The following is a 14,221-nucleotide window of genomic DNA, read 5'->3' as shown; positions in this document are numbered from 1 at the left end:
AAGCGTATGCGAGAGTATTTCATGAACCAGAACACCGACCTGCTGACGCTGCGGTCCGTCTCGAAATCCTACGGCACGGTTCCCGTGCTGCACGACATCGACCTGTCGATCCGGGACGGTGAGTTCCTCACCGTGCTCGGGCCTTCGGGCTCCGGCAAGACCACGGTCCTGCGGCTGATCGGCGGGCTGGAGCCGCTGACCTCAGGCGAGATCCGGCTGGACGGCCAGGACATCAGCCGCATGCCGATCAACCGACGGCCGTTCAACACCGTGTTCCAGGATTATGCGCTGTTTCCACATCTGACCGTTTCCGGCAATGTCGGCTATGGGCTTTCGGTTCGCCATATCCAGCGCAAGGAAATCGCGCGCCGTGTCGCGGAGGCCCTCGACCTGGTCCAGCTCGGGCGTTTCGCCGACCGCTTTCCCGCGCAGCTCTCCGGCGGCCAACGCCAGCGCGTCGCACTCGCCCGTGCGCTGATCTGCCAGCCGCGCCTGATCCTGCTCGACGAGCCGCTGGCGGCACTCGACCTCGAACTGCGCCGGCAGATGCAAGTCTTCCTGAAATCTATCCAGCGCGAAATCAAGACCACCTTCCTGTTCGTCACCCATGACCAGGAAGAAGCCATCGGCATGGCCGATCGGATCTGCGTCATGGAGGCCGGCCATATCCGCCAGCTCGGCACGCCGCACGACCTCTACTACAAGCCGAATTGCGAGTTCGTCGCGCGCTTCTTCGGCGAGAACAATCTGGTGGCCGGGAAACTCGGACCGATCCAGGGCGAGCTGCGATCGATCGAGACGGCGCTCGGGCGCCTGGTCTGCTCGATCAGCAACCAGCCGCATTTGAAAGCCGCGACGGATGGCGCCAGCGCCTACGCTGCATTCCGCCCCGAGGCCTTGCATCTTGCGGATGCAAAGGACACCGACAACCGCTTTCCCGGTACGATCTCCGACATGGCCTTTGCCGGCTCATCGACCGTCGCCACCATCACGGCTGGCGCCGACAATGCCGCGCAACGCTTGCGGCTGCGCGTGCCGAGCCGGGTCGACGGCAGCGCGCTCAAATCCGGCGAGGCTGTATCGCTTTCGTTTGCGCCGCATGAAGGCCATCTGGTGCTGGCATGAGCAAAGCCGACTCGACGCTGCCTGCGGAAAGACGACTGTCGCTGCTGGTGACAGTACTGGCGTTTGCCTTGCCGGTGATCTTTGTCCTGGTGCCGCTGGCGATCTTCCTCGGTTACAGCTTCTTCAGCGTCGACCAGGGCACGATCGTCTACGGGTTGTCACTGGGCAACTATGCCAGATTCTTCACCGATCCGGTCTTTCTCCCGGTGTTCTGGAACACCATCGTGCTGTGCGTCTCGGTGGCCATCATCTGCATCCTGCTTGCCTATCCCGCCGCCTATTTCCTGACGACGCTGAAAGGCCGCTGGCGCTACGCCTTGCTGATGCTGCTCTTGGTGCCGCTGTTGATGAGCTACGTCATCAAGATCTATGCGATCCGCAGTATCCTCGGCCTCAACGGCTTCCTGAACAAGGCACTGGTAGCGCTCGGTATCCTGCAGGAACCGTCGACGCTTTTCGTGTTCAACATGAACGCCATCCTGCTGACACTGACCCTGCTCTTGATCCCCTTCGCCGTCCTGCCGATCTTCCTGTCGCTGGAGCGGATTCCGCAGGTGCTGCTGCGCGCCTCGGACGATCTCGGCGCGAGCGGCTTGCAGACCTTCCTGCGCATCACCTTGCCGCTCAGCCTGCCCGGCGTCGCTTCGGCGGCGAGCTTCGTCTTCGTGCTGGCGATCGGCGATTTCCTGACGCCGCAAATGGTCGGCGGGATCAGCGGCTTCACCTTCGGCCGCATCCTCTACAGCCAGTTCGGCACGGCCTATAACTGGCCCTTCGGCGCAGCGCTGTCGGTGGCGCTGGCCGTCGTGGTGATCGCGGCAATCCTCATCGGCGAACGCTTCGGGCGCAACCGGGGGATTTCGGTATGAGCGCCCTGCCCCGCCTGTCCGCCATCTTTCTGGCTGCGATCACGACGCTGGTCGCGGTGCTGCTCTACAGTCCGCTGTTCGTGCCGATCGTGTCGTCGTTCTTCACCATTTCGCATGGCAATGTCGACTGGTCGTCGCCGACCCTTGCGACCTATGTCGCGCTGGCTGAAAATCACGACATATTGGCCGCCTTGCGTACCACGCTGATCGTTGGCGTCTGCACCGTCGTCCTGTCCGTGGTCAGCGGAACGCTGCTGGCACTCTACTATCACAGCCGGCGTTCCGGGCGTTCGCTCCTGCAGTTCATCATCTTCCTGCCGTTCCTGATGCCGCCGATCATCAGCGGCCTGGCGCTGCTGATCTTCTTCCGCGAAATCGGCCTCGAACGCTCGCTGCTGACGGTCGTCATCGGCCACACGGTCTTTGTGCTGGCGATCGTCTATCGCACGGTGCTGATGCGGCTGCAGTCGATGAGCCGCACGCTGGTCGAAGCGTCCTACGATCTCGGCGCCACGGGCTGGCAGACGTTCTGGCGCATCATCCTGCCGAACCTATCGAGCGCCATGGTTGGCGGCGCCATCCTGGCCTTCGCGCTGTCGTTCGACGAGACGATGATCACCATCCTGGTCACCGGCACCCAGAGTACGCTGCCGGTCAGGCTGTGGGCGATGATGCGGCTTGGCTTCTCACCCGACATCAATGCGCTGGTGGCACTGATCCTGATGTTCACCGTGCTGCTCTGCGTGCTCGCCGCCCGGTTTCTCATCCCCAGGCAAGTCGCGACCGAACGGACTTGAGTGCAGGCAGATATCATCGAGGCAAGGCTGATGGACCGAGGTCGAAGACCCGTCCCCTATTGAGGATGTTCCTGGGGTCAAGGGCTGCCTTCAGCCGCCGCATGGTGGCGATCTCGGCATCGCTGCGCACCAGATGCAGCCACTTCTTCTTGTCGAGGCCGATACCATGTTCGGCCGAAACACCACCTCCGGCCGCCGCCACGCCGCGATAGACGATGTCATAGGCCGCCGCCGGATCGACCGTCAGGACCTGATAGTGCAGATTGCCATCGCCGAGATGGCCGAAGACATAGATGTCGGCGCCAGGGTCGATGGCATGGATGGCAGCGTCCGCCTCTTCCAGGAACGTTCCCATGCGCGCCAGCGGGATGCTGATGTCGACGCCGATCAGACCCTTGATCGAAAACAGGACGCGATTGGCGTCCTCCCGCACGTCCCAGAGGGCACGGAATTCGCGCGGCGACTGCGAGACCACCACATCGTCGATGACACCATCCTCGACCGCCTGCATCAACACCTCGGCGAAGCGCTCGCCGTCGCGTTCCGGCTCGTTGCCCTGGATCTCGGCCAGCACATAGACGGGCGAGCCCGCCGGCAGCGGCGCCGGCATTGCCATGCTGGCGACCATGAGGTCATAGAGCGGTGCGAAGTTGACCTCATAGGCGGACAGGAGTGGACCGAGCTTTTGCCGCAGGAGCCCAAGCAGGGCGATCGCCGCGTCGAGCGAGGAGAGCGCGCAGAAAGCGTTGACCTCGGACGCCGGCTTGGGATGCAGCCTGAGCGCGGCGCGGGTGACGACGCCGAGGGTTCCTTCCGTGCCGATGAAGAGCTGGCTGAGGTCGTAGCCGGAATTGTCCTTGGGCAGGCCCTTGAGCGACGTCAGCACGCTGCCGTCGGCAAGCACGGCTTCCAGCCCCAGAACCTGCGCCCGGTACATGCCGTAGCGCAGCACACGGATGCCGCCGGCATTGGTGGCGACATTGCCGCCGATCGTGGCCGAACCGCGTGCGCCGATATCGACGCCGAACATCAGCCCGGCGCCGTCGGCTGCCTCCTGTACCGCCTGCAATGTCGCGCCCGCTTCGGCGACGATGCTGGCAGCCTGGCGATCCGGAACGGCAAGGCCGGTCATGCGCTCCAGCGACAGCACCACCTCACCCGGCTGCACACGCGCGGCGCCTGCCAGGCTGGTGCGTCCACCCTGGACGACAATTGGCTGACCGAGATCGTTGCATGCGGCAAGTGCTGCCGCGACACCTTCTGTATCACGCGGGCGCAGCACCGCTTCGGGAAGCGCGCCGAGCATGCCGTCGGGATCGTCGCGATAGCGCTGGTCCACCTCCGGACCGGCGAGCAAGCCGCCGGCGCCCAGCCGACTGTCGAGAGCAGATAGAAGTTGTTGTGTTTCGGGTGACATCGGCCAATCCTATTCATGATCGGCTTCTGGTCAAACTCTGATCGGTGCAAACGCCGCATGATCGGTCGTGACAATGTGGGGCTGGCCGACCGTCCGGCATCGATCGCGATGAGATCGGATCGACGCCGGACGACAAGTCGTTTTACTGAAGCTTCGCTTGCAGGGCGTTGACGTCGTCGGTGGTCATTTCGCCGTCGGTCGCCACCTTGCCGTCGACGATCTTCCACAGGCGGAAGGGGCCGGTGATGTCGCCATATTTGTCGAAGGCGACCGGGCCGATGACGCCTTCGTAGCGGATCGGCTTGCCGTCCTTGATCAGGCCGAGCGCTTTGGCGAACTCTTCCTTGCCAGCAAAGATCGGCGTGCCGGCCGGATCGACCGCCTTGTACATGGCGTCCTTGATCTTGGCCGGATCCTCCGAACCGGCAATGGCGATGGCGAGACCAACAATCGCGCCGGCGTCATAGGAACGGTCGGCCGCCGGATTGGTCGGTTCGATGCCGGAGAATTCCTTGTAGTTCTTGGTGAAATACTCCGTCGAGGCCGTCGGGCTGGTGCCGGACGACGTGCCGTAGGCTTCCTTCAGATAATCGGCGCCGACAGATTCAATGAAGTCCGGGCTGTTCATGCCGTCATTGAGCAGGAATTTCTGCACGCCGCCCTGCGAGATCCAGGTGCGGGCAACCGTGGCGCCGTCGACCGGCGTGCTGACGAGATAGAGCCCGTCCGGTTCGCCGGCCATCGCCGCCGTGACTTCCGATGCATAGCTCGACTGCTTCTCATTGTAAGGCGTGTCGGACACGATGGTGCCGCCGAGCGCTTTGTAGGCGCGCGAGAATTCGGCCACCATGTTGACGCCGAAGTCGTTGTTGACGTGGATGATCGACAGCTTCTTGAAGCCCTTGTCGACGGCATATTTGGCGGCGGCGACGCCCTGCAGCGCGTCCGAGGTGATGGTGCGGAAGAAGATGCCGTTGGTCTTGCCGTCGCGGCCGAGTGCGGTCAGCGTCGGCGAGGACGACGCCGGCGAGACCTGAACGATCTTGGCCGGTGCGGTGACCGAGGTCAGGATCGGGATCGACACCGACGAGATGATGCCGCCGATGATGACCGGCACCTTCTTGACCTGAACCAGCTGGGTGGCGGCGTCGACCGCGATGTTGCCCTGGCTCTGGCTGTCGCGCGTGTCGGTGATGAGATCGCAGCCGCGTACGCCGCCGGCGGCGTTGATGTCGCGGAAGGCCATCTCGACCGACTTGGCGCCGGCCTGGCCGTATTCGCCCGCCGGGCCGGTCAGTTCCATGACGAGGCCGACGGTGATCTTGCAATCGGCGGCCTGTGCCGCACCCGCCATCGTCACAAGAGCGAGCGCGGTTGTGAGTTGGAGTATCGTCTTTGCCATTGTTGTTCCCCTTTCGTTACTCAACTGTATTTGATCTCTGGAGCCTGTTTCAGCGTTCCGGCACCTGCAGCCAGGTTTCATGCAGATGTCGCCATTCGACGCCGTTGGGCGCCGATGAACTGGTGGTGAAGACGGCGCTCGACTGGCGACGGCTGTGCTTGCCCGCGCGTAGCTGCGCTTCGACATAAAGGACGACGATGGTATCGGCGTCCTGCCAGCCGGGCCGGATGTCCTCGATCGAAATGGCAAAACCGTCGTCGCAAGAGGCGCGGCTTGAGCGGACATGATCGACGACCGCTTCGCGATCGAGGACCTGCCCGTCCGGCGCCACCATGCTGAGGTCTTCGCCCATGGCGCGTTCGAAGCGGCCGAAGTCCACCGTGTTGGCTCGCGCGGCGACGAACCAGTCGACGAAGAAGCGATGCAGATCGATGATTTCGGCGCTGGCGCGTGAAAACAGGGAGGGTTCGCCGCTCATTTCTTCCCCGCATTGAGGTTGTAATGCATGATCGAACCGTGGCGGCCGTGGCGGTCGCGCTCCAGCGTGTAGACGTCACCCTCGAGGCCGGTGCCCTGCGCGATGATGGCCGCTATCTGCGCCCGGTCCTCGGCGTCGAGCGCAACGTCCATGGTTTTCGCATTGGCAATGGCGTGCGCCTGGTTGCGGGCGCCGACGATGACGGCCGCCACTTGCGGCTGCTCCAGCACCCAGGCGCTGGCGATGGTGGCAATGTCGACGCCATGGCGGTCGCCAACGGCCTTCAGTGCCTGAAGCAATTGCTGGAACAGGTCCCAGCCGCCGAAATCATCGATGATCAGCTTGTATTTGACCAGCGAACGGTTTTCGAGCGGCGTGACCGGTTCGGCCACGCCGAGCCATTTGTCGCTGAGAAAGCCGCCGGCAACTGAGCCATAGCAGAGGAAGCTGACGCCGTTCTTGGCGGCGAGGCCCACAAGGCTGTTGCCAGGCCGCTGGTCGAGCACCGAATATTGCAGTTGCTGGCTGACCAGCGGAATGCCGGCGGCGAGGATTTCGGCAAGCCGCGGCGTGTCAAAATTGGTGGTGCCGAGATTGCGCACCTTGCCTTCCAGCCGAAGTTCGTCGAGCCAGCCCATCGCCTCGACATAGCGAGGCTGATCATAGTCCCACCAGTGGAACTGCACGAGATCGAGCCGCTCGGTCTTCAGCCGCCGCAGCGACTGGTCGACAATGCCCCTGATGTAATCGCGGCTGATGCTGGCCAGCCGTTCGAGGTCGGGCACCAGCTTGGTGTGCACCTTCATCCGGGCCGCAACGTCGAGGCCGCGCTCGCTGGCCAGCCGCAGGCGCGCGGCGCCGATGAGCTCCTCGACACCGGTGTAGATGTCGGCGCAATCATAGGTCCAGATGCCGGCATCGAAAGTGGCGATCAGATCGGCAACCGCTTGGCTGCGGTCGATGGCGCCGTGGCCACCGGCCAGCTGCCAGCCGCCGCGAATGACGCGCGAGATGGTGTAGCCGGGGCCGAGTTCGAAGGTCTTGGCGGTCATGTCAGGTCATCCTCTTTCGGCAGCGGCACCGCCGTGGTCTCGGCGTGGCTGAACCGCCGCTTGGCCACCCTGACGATCCGGAGCCGGCTGGCGCAATTGGGATCGGGACAAGCGATCTCGGCGTCCGAGGTCATCCAGTCGTTCGGGTGGGTCAGGCGCTGCTTGGCCGCCAGCAGCGGCAACACGGCGGCGAGCGAATAGATCGAAAAGCCCTGCCCTGCCGGCATCGACAGCATCTCGCCCTTGAGCTCGAAATAGTCGCCGGCCTTGGCGCCGCAATAGATCGGTCTGCCCTTCGGGATGATCGCCTCGACGCGCAGATCGAACAGCTCGAAACTGTCGTCGGTCATGTCAAGCCTCCACCAGACTGAAGGTGACATCGCAGGCGCCGTTGCGGCGGATGACACCGCAAGCGGCGGCGAATTGATCGCGCTCCCCGGCACGCACCTGCGCCACCACGCTGCCGGCCAGCCAGCCGATCGGGAACAGCAGCCGCGCCCCCTGCCCGTAATAGAGGCCGATGTCGAAGATCGCATTGGGGTTGCCACCCCACATGTGTGGCGGCACATAGGATAGCACGATGTCGCCCGGCTGCGGCGTCAGCGTCGCGTTCTCGGCCGGCAACGGCCTGGCATAGGCCTGGCCCTCAAGATCGGCTGATGGAACCGGACATGAGATTTCCGGCCCTGTCCACATCGCATGGATGCCCGGGACGACGCGTGGCGTGCCGAGATAGGCCAAGAGGAAGGCAGCGTTTTCCGGTGCCTTCTCGGGCAGCAACAATGCCGTGACGGAAAGCTGCGAACGCGGCTCGGTGATCCTGATGGCGGTCATGTCTGGTCTTTCGCGGCGGCGGCCTGCAGCTTGCTGCGCAGGAAGGTGAAGGGTCGGCTGATGTCGGCGACCAGTGATTCACGCGCGGCCTGCGCATCCTGCGTGGACAGCGCCGTGACGATGCGGCGGTGATACTGGGCGGTGTCGACCTCGCCAGCTTCCGAGAAGGCATAGATGGCGACGCGGATGCAGGGACCCGATTGCAGCCACAGGCTCTCGATCATCGGGATCAGCACGGCCGAGCCGCAGGAACGATAAATCTCGAAATGAAAGCTCTGGTTGAGCGTCACTTCGCGATCGACGTCCTTCTTGTGCTTCAACGCCCGCATTTCGTCCCATTCGGCAAGAATGGTTTCGATGGTAGCGATCTGGCGCGGCCCCATGCGGGCGGCGGCCAGTGCGATTGCCTCGCCTTCGATCAGGATGCGGGCACGCAGGAGATCGTCGAGGCGTTCCAGCGTGATCGGCGGCACGCGCACCGAACGATTGGGCAGCGCCTCCAGCGCCTTTTCCGTGATCAGCCGGCCGAGCGCCTCGCGCACCGGCATGGTCGAGGTGACCAGCGCATCGGCAAGGCCACGGATGGTCAGCACCTGGCTCGGCTCGAACAGGCCGCCAATCAAGGCGCGGCGCAGTTCGGAGTAGACACGGTCCTGCACGGTTTCGCGGCCGACCGGCGCAAGCTGGGCAGCGATCGCCTCGTTGTTCTTTTCGATGGCAGCCTTTTGCATGGAATTCCGTTCTTGGCCGGTTTTCGGCTTGCGGATGAAATTAAAGCCGAATAGCGTGATCAAAGCAAGTGTGATCACAAATCATAATCAGGAGGCGGCAACGATCGCCTTCGGCCAGAGGGTTTGATGAGCGAGGCAACCAAACGGCAAGGGGAAACCCGCGCGCCGGTTCTGACGGCAAAAAATGTCGTCAGGCGGTTCGGTGGCCTTGTCGCGGTCAACGACGTCTCGTTTGACGTCAAAGCGGGAGAAATCCTCGGCCTGATCGGCCCCAACGGCGCCGGCAAGACGACGATGTTCGATCTGCTCGCCGGCAGCATCCTGCCGACCAGCGGCGAGATCCTGCTCAACGGCACGCCTGTCTCGGGCGAAGCCGCGCATCTGCGCATCGGCCGTGGCCTTGGCCGCACCTTCCAGATCCCGCGCCCGCTGCCCAATCTGACGCTGATCGAAAACATCATGCTGGCGGCACAGGGCCAGGCCGGCGAAAAGCTGCTCGCCAATTTCGTCACGCCATGGCGGGTGGCGGCGCAGGAGAGAGCCGCTAGGGCAAAGGCGCTCGAACTGCTGGAACTGGTCACCCTCACCCACCTCGCGCACGAGCCGGCGCGCGTGCTTTCGGGCGGCCAGCGCAAGCTGCTCGAACTCGCCCGCGTGATGATGGCCGACCCGGCGATCATCCTGCTCGACGAACCGGCGGCCGGCGTCAACGCGACGCTGCTCGAAGTCATCATCGACCGCATCCGCGACATCAATGCGCGCGGCATCACCTTCCTGCTGATCGAGCATAACATCGACATGGTGACGCGGCTCTGCCATCGCGTCCTGGTCATGGCGAGCGGCCAGTTGCTCAGCGAAGGTACGGCCGAAGAGGTCGCGCGCGACCCGCGCGTCATCGAGGCCTATCTCGGAGGCGCCGCATGAGCGAGATCGTCCTCGATGTCCGCGGCCTTGAAGCTGGTTACGAGCCCGGCGTGCCGATCGTGCGCGGCGCCTCGATCACCGTCAAAAAAGGCGAGATCGTCGTCGTGCTCGGCCCCAACGGCGCCGGCAAGTCGAGCTTCATCAAGGCCATCGCCGGCCTCGTCCCGATCACCGGCGGCACGGTGTTTTTGGACGGCAAGGACATCACGGCCGCCCCCGCGCACACCATGGTGCGGCTTGGGCTGGCCTTCGTACCGCAGACCGAAAACATCTTCCCGCTGATGTCGGTCGAGGACAATTTAAAAGTTGCCTGCGGCATCCTCGAGCGGCGCGAAATCCCTGCCCGCATCGAGGAAATGTATACCGCCTTCCCCGACCTCGTGCGCCAGCGCCGCACCGCCGCCGGCAACCTGTCGGGCGGACAGCGGCAGATGCTCGCCGTTGCCCGGGCCCTGATCGTCCATCCCAAGGTGCTGGTGCTCGACGAACCGTCGGCCGGCCTGTCGCCGAAATTCGTGTCGATGGTGTTCGAGATGCTGGCCGGCATCCGCAAATCCGGCGTCACCATCCTGCTCGTCGAGCAGAACGCCAAGGCAGCGCTCGCCATCGGCGACCGCGCCTATGTGCTGGTCGAGGGCAAGGACCGGCACGAGGGCATCGCCTCCGAACTGTGGAACGATCCGGTGGTCGCCGAACTCTATCTCGGCCAGCGCCCGCTGCACGCCGAGAAAGGAGGTGGGGCATGAGCCTGCAATTTGTCGTCGACGGGCTGCTGACGGGTTCGATGATCGGCCTCGGCGCCATCGGCGTGACGCTCACCTATTCGATCCTGCGCTTCTCGAACTTTGCCCATGGCGACTTCATGGCCTGGGGCACCTATGCGACGCTGGCCGTCGTCAGTGCTATCGGCGCGATGGTTGGCAAGGTGGCACCCATTGGTCCCCTCTCCTTTGGCTGGCCGCTGATTGTTGCGCTCGCTGTCGGCATGGCCTTCACCGCCCTCTTGGCGCTGCTGCTCGACAAGGTGCTGTTCGCGCGGCTGCGTTCGCAAGGCCAGGCGATCATCGTGGTGATGGCGAGCTTCGGCGCCTCGATGGCGCTGCGCAGCCTGCTCGAATTCACCTTCACCTCGCGGCCGACCTATTTCAGCCGGGCGATCCAGATCGCCATGCCGGTCGGCTTCGGCATCCGCATCACGCCCGACCAGATCGCGCTCTTGCTGCTGACCGCCGTGCTGGTGCTCGCCGTGCATCTGTTGATGACGCGCACGCAGACCGGCCGCTCGATGCAGGCCTTGAGCCAGAACGCGGCACTGGCCCGCATCGTCGGCATCGACGTTGCCAGCGTGGTGCGCGTCACCTGGGTCATCGGCGGCGCGCTCGCCTGCGTGGCCGGCGTGATGATTGGCATTCTGGTGCAGATCCGCCCGTTCATGGGCTTCGACATGCTGCTGCCGATGTTTGCCGCCGCCATTCTCGGCGGCATCGGCAGCATCCCCGGTGCGGTGCTCGGCGGCCTGATCATCGGGCTCGCCGAAGCAGGTGCCGTGCAATTGATCGGCGCCGAATGGCGCGCCGCGGTCTCCTTCATCATCCTGATGGCGGTGCTGTTCGTGCGGCCGATCGGCCTTTTTGGTGTGAGGGAACGCTGATGGACCTGCTCGGCTACGGCGCCTTCTTCCTGACCACCGCGCTGATCTTCTCGCTGGTCACGCTGGGTCTCAATCTGCAGTGGGGCCTGACCGGCCTGTTCAATGTCGGCCTCGCCGGCTTCGTCGCCATCGGCGCCTATACATCGGCGCTGCTGACCACACCGGACGATGCCGCGCGGCTGGGCGGCTTCGGTCTGCCGATCCTTGTCGGCTGGCTCGGCGCCATGGTCGTCGGCGGCATCGCCGCAGCGCTGACCGGCATGGCGACGCTGCGGCTGCGATCCGACTATTTGGCGATCACCACCTTCGGCGTTGCCGTCGTCGTGCAACTGGTCGCGCTCAATGCGCAGAAGCTGACGGGCGGCCCGTTCGGCATCGGCTTCATCCCGCGCCCCTTCGGCGGCCTTGCCGAGACGCCGCTGCTGTTCAACCTGTCGAACCTCGCAGTGGTCTCGGTCGTCACGCTGGTCGCCTATCTCGCCTTGGAGCATTTGTCGCGCAGCCCGTGGGGGCGGGTTTTGAAAGCACTGCGCGAGGATGAGCGGGCGGCGATCTCGCTTGGCAAGAGCGCGCGTTTCTACCGTGTCCAGGCCTTTGCCGTCGGCGGCGCCATCATGGCGCTGGCCGGCGCGCTGCAGGCGCATTTCACTGGCTTCATCGCGCCGGACAATTATTTGCCGATCCTGACCTTCCAGGTCTGGGTGATGCTGATCGTCGGCGGCTCGGGCAGCAATCTCGGCGCCGTCATCGGCAGCATCCTGGTGTGGGCGATATGGGCCGGCTCGGGCACGCTGACCAGCATCCTGTTCCCGCCCGAACAGCAGGCGCGCGCCGCCGCGCTGCAGATCGCCGCCATCGGCGTCATGCTCTGCGTCATTCTGCTGATCCGACCGAACGGCCTGTTCGGCGACAGGCCGCGGCGGCCACGTTTCAGCAAGCGGGCGAAGATCGCTGCGGGCGAGAGCAGTTCCGGCTCATGAATGCCGTGATCTGGCAGGAGGCACAAGGCACTTCGCTGTGGCATGCCGTCAGCCGCAACCGGCGCGAGCGGCCAGCGCTGCAAGGCGGGATCGATGTCGACCTGGCCATCGTCGGCGGCGGCTTTTCCGGCCTTTCAACCGCGCTGCACGCCGCCGGGAAAGGCATTTCCGTCGCCGTTCTCGAAGCCGAATTCATCGCCTGGGGCGCGACCGGCAGGAATGCGGGCTTCGTCGTACCGAACTTCGCCAAGATGGACCCGGTCGACATACTGGCCCACCTCGGACCTTCGCGCGGCGAAAGGCTGATCGATTTCGCCGCCGGCAGCGCCGACCTGGTTTTCCGCCTGATCCGGCAGCATGGCATCGACTGCGACGCCGTGCCGAACGGGTGGATCCAGCCGGCGCATTCGCCTGCCGCCTTCGAGAAGGTCAAGTCACGCGCGGGGCAATGGGCGCAGCGCGGCAGGCCGGCAGTCACATTGGATAGGCAGGAAATCGAAGCCCTGACGGGCGTGCCAGGGTATATCGGCGGCTGGATGGATCGTTCCGGCGGCGTGCTCAATCCAGTCACCTACGCGCGCGGGCTCGCCGATGCGGCGGAGAAGGCCGGCGCGAAGATCTTCGAGCAGACGCGCGTCACCTCGGTTGATCGCATAGCCGATGGTTGGATGCTGAAAACGCCGACGGGATCGGTACGCGCCGGCAAGGTGCTGATCGCCACCAACGCCTATGGCTGGTCCCTCAATCCAACATTGCAGCGAACCTATTTCCCGCTGAAAGTTTTTCAGATCGCGACAGCGCCACTGCCTCGTGACGTGCGCAGCCGGTTGCTTCCCGGCGGGCAAGGTGTCGGCGACACCAGGCGCAATCTCTTCACCTTCCGCTTCGACGCGGATAACCGGCTGATCAGCGGCGGCATGCATATTCTTGGTGCCGGCGCCGATACGCGCGTACCGCAGACGATCTGGCAGCGGCTCGCCCGGCATCTCGACCTGCCCGAATTGCCGCCGCTTGCCTATAGCTGGTCGGGAATGGCAGCGGTCGAACCGGATTTCCTGCCGCATCTCCTGGACATTGGGCCAGGGCTGATCGCCGGTCGCGCCTGCAACGGCCGCGGCATCGCCATGACCACGGCGATGGGCAAGGTGCTGGCGGACTGGGCCGCTGGAACCGAGGCCCGCGACCTGCCGCTGCCCTTTGCGCCGCCGGCGCCGATCCCGTTCCATACGCTGCTGCGGCATGCGCCCAACATACTGCTTGGCTGGAGCATGCTGCGCGACCGAATGGACGAGACGAGCTAGACAGTCACTTCACTTTGCCAAGGTTGTCGACAGAACCGCGGCCGCCACGGCGATATCCTCTTCTATGAAAATCCGCACAGTGGGACCACTGCGCTGCTCCAGCGCGGCGACGATCCTGCGATGTGCGTCGTTCGACTGCGGGATGTAGCGATCGGCCTGCATCAGCAGCTTGAGATAGGGCCCGACCCGACCCCAGAGATCGCGGATCATGTTGAGCAGGATCGGCGCGCCGGCGTGCTGATAGATGGCGAAGTGGAAGGCCTCGTTCAGCGTCAGATAGGCCCGGGTGTCGCAGGCCTCGATGGCACGCTGCATGCCGGCGAGGGTCGCCTGTATGTTAGCCAACCCGCTTTCGCTCATCCTGGTCGCCGCCATCTCGCCCGCCAGTCCCTCGACGGCGATGCGGATGCGCGTCAGTTCCTCGAAGGCAGGCGCGGACAGCAACGGCACGATGACCGAGCGGTTGTTCTGCATTTCGAGCAGCCGTTCGGCGACCAGCCGCTGCAGCGCCTCGCGGATCGGCGTCGTCGAGATGCCGAACGTCTCGGCGAGCTTGCGGATGACCAGCGTCTGGCCCGGGCTGAAGCCGCCTGAAATCAACTCCTGCTTGAGCGCGCCATAGGCGCGGTCATTCAGGGTTTGATGTTCGAGCTTCAGCAT

General features: G+C 64.5%; 16 protein-coding genes. 8 read left to right on the top strand and 8 right to left on the bottom strand.

Translation table 11 applies throughout. From position 1 onward, the window contains the following. Window positions 1-21 precede the first annotated feature (21 nt). Genes C8D77_RS09655 through C8D77_RS09645 form a run of 3 tightly spaced genes read left to right on the top strand, consistent with a single transcriptional unit; the run spans window position 22 to window position 2,791 of the window. A complete protein-coding gene (locus C8D77_RS09655; protein WP_109661790.1) occupies window positions 22-1,125 on the top strand; it encodes an ABC transporter ATP-binding protein in 1,104 nt (367 codons plus the stop codon). After that, a complete protein-coding gene (locus C8D77_RS09650; protein ID WP_109661788.1) occupies window positions 1,122-1,994 on the top strand; it encodes an ABC transporter permease in 873 nt (290 codons plus the stop codon). The genes C8D77_RS09655 and C8D77_RS09650 overlap by 4 nt, the downstream gene beginning before the upstream one ends. Next, the gene (locus tag C8D77_RS09645) at window positions 1,991-2,791 is read left to right on the top strand and encodes an ABC transporter permease (protein ID WP_109661786.1); all 801 of its coding nucleotides are present in this window, start codon (window positions 1,991-1,993) and stop codon (window positions 2,789-2,791) included. The genes C8D77_RS09650 and C8D77_RS09645 overlap by 4 nt, the downstream gene beginning before the upstream one ends. 13 nt (window positions 2,792-2,804) lie before the next feature. Here the strand turns inward: C8D77_RS09645 and C8D77_RS09640 are convergent, their stop codons facing one another. The 7 genes from C8D77_RS09640 to C8D77_RS09610 form a co-directional block, all read right to left on the bottom strand. Further along, window positions 2,805-4,208 carry an FAD-binding oxidoreductase gene (locus C8D77_RS09640; protein ID WP_109661784.1) on the bottom strand — a complete coding sequence of 468 codons (1,404 nt, stop codon included), beginning with the start codon at window positions 4,206-4,208 and terminating at the stop codon, window positions 2,805-2,807. Between the two features lie 142 nt (window positions 4,209-4,350). Further along, window positions 4,351-5,610, bottom strand: coding sequence for an ABC transporter substrate-binding protein (locus tag C8D77_RS09635; RefSeq protein ID WP_109661782.1), 1,260 nt, complete (start codon window positions 5,608-5,610; stop codon window positions 4,351-4,353). Window positions 5,611-5,659: 49 nt separating this feature from the next. Next, window positions 5,660-6,088 carry a DUF4440 domain-containing protein gene (locus C8D77_RS09630; RefSeq protein WP_109661780.1) on the bottom strand — a complete coding sequence of 143 codons (429 nt, stop codon included), beginning with the start codon at window positions 6,086-6,088 and terminating at the stop codon, window positions 5,660-5,662. Further along, complete coding sequence (locus tag C8D77_RS09625) at window positions 6,085-7,140, bottom strand: aldo/keto reductase (protein ID WP_109661778.1); 1,056 nt, start codon at window positions 7,138-7,140, stop codon at window positions 6,085-6,087. Before C8D77_RS09625 ends, C8D77_RS09630 begins: the two co-directional genes overlap by 4 nt. Continuing rightward, window positions 7,137-7,490 carry a TIGR04076 family protein gene (locus C8D77_RS09620; RefSeq protein WP_109661776.1) on the bottom strand — a complete coding sequence of 118 codons (354 nt, stop codon included), beginning with the start codon at window positions 7,488-7,490 and terminating at the stop codon, window positions 7,137-7,139. The genes C8D77_RS09625 and C8D77_RS09620 overlap by 4 nt, the downstream gene beginning before the upstream one ends. Window position 7,491: 1 nt before the next feature. Continuing rightward, the gene (locus C8D77_RS09615; RefSeq protein ID WP_109661775.1) at window positions 7,492-7,974 is read right to left on the bottom strand and encodes a DUF3830 family protein; all 483 of its coding nucleotides are present in this window, start codon (window positions 7,972-7,974) and stop codon (window positions 7,492-7,494) included. Next, complete coding sequence (locus C8D77_RS09610) at window positions 7,971-8,705, bottom strand: GntR family transcriptional regulator (RefSeq protein WP_013532980.1); 735 nt, start codon at window positions 8,703-8,705, stop codon at window positions 7,971-7,973. Before C8D77_RS09610 ends, C8D77_RS09615 begins: the two co-directional genes overlap by 4 nt. A gap of 126 nt (window positions 8,706-8,831) precedes the next feature. Between C8D77_RS09610 and C8D77_RS09605 the strand changes: the two genes are divergently transcribed. From C8D77_RS09605 to C8D77_RS09585, 5 genes are read left to right on the top strand one after another with little or no spacing between them, the layout of a single operon-like run. Beyond that, window positions 8,832-9,629, top strand: coding sequence for an ABC transporter ATP-binding protein (locus C8D77_RS09605; RefSeq protein WP_109661772.1), 798 nt, complete (start codon window positions 8,832-8,834; stop codon window positions 9,627-9,629). Next, complete coding sequence (locus tag C8D77_RS09600; protein WP_109661770.1) at window positions 9,626-10,375, top strand: branched-chain amino acid ABC transporter ATP-binding protein; 750 nt, start codon at window positions 9,626-9,628, stop codon at window positions 10,373-10,375. Before C8D77_RS09605 ends, C8D77_RS09600 begins: the two co-directional genes overlap by 4 nt. Beyond that, window positions 10,372-11,280, top strand: a complete 909-nt coding sequence (locus C8D77_RS09595) for a branched-chain amino acid ABC transporter permease (protein ID WP_109661768.1) — start codon at window positions 10,372-10,374, stop codon at window positions 11,278-11,280. The genes C8D77_RS09600 and C8D77_RS09595 overlap by 4 nt, the downstream gene beginning before the upstream one ends. Beyond that, window positions 11,277-12,260, top strand: coding sequence for a branched-chain amino acid ABC transporter permease (locus C8D77_RS09590; protein ID WP_056581931.1), 984 nt, complete (start codon window positions 11,277-11,279; stop codon window positions 12,258-12,260). Before C8D77_RS09595 ends, C8D77_RS09590 begins: the two co-directional genes overlap by 4 nt. Then, window positions 12,257-13,561, top strand: coding sequence for an NAD(P)/FAD-dependent oxidoreductase (locus C8D77_RS09585; RefSeq protein ID WP_109661766.1), 1,305 nt, complete (start codon window positions 12,257-12,259; stop codon window positions 13,559-13,561). The genes C8D77_RS09590 and C8D77_RS09585 overlap by 4 nt, the downstream gene beginning before the upstream one ends. A 9-nt stretch (window positions 13,562-13,570) precedes the next feature. On the opposite strand, the gene C8D77_RS09580 is transcribed toward C8D77_RS09585, so the two are convergent. After that, complete coding sequence (locus C8D77_RS09580) at window positions 13,571-14,221, bottom strand: GntR family transcriptional regulator (protein ID WP_109661763.1); 651 nt, start codon at window positions 14,219-14,221, stop codon at window positions 13,571-13,573.

It is taken from the genome of Mesorhizobium loti (assembly GCF_003148495.1).
Taxonomy (GTDB): domain Bacteria; phylum Pseudomonadota; class Alphaproteobacteria; order Rhizobiales; family Rhizobiaceae; genus Mesorhizobium; species Mesorhizobium loti.
This window is presented reverse-complemented; position numbering and strand designations above follow the sequence as displayed.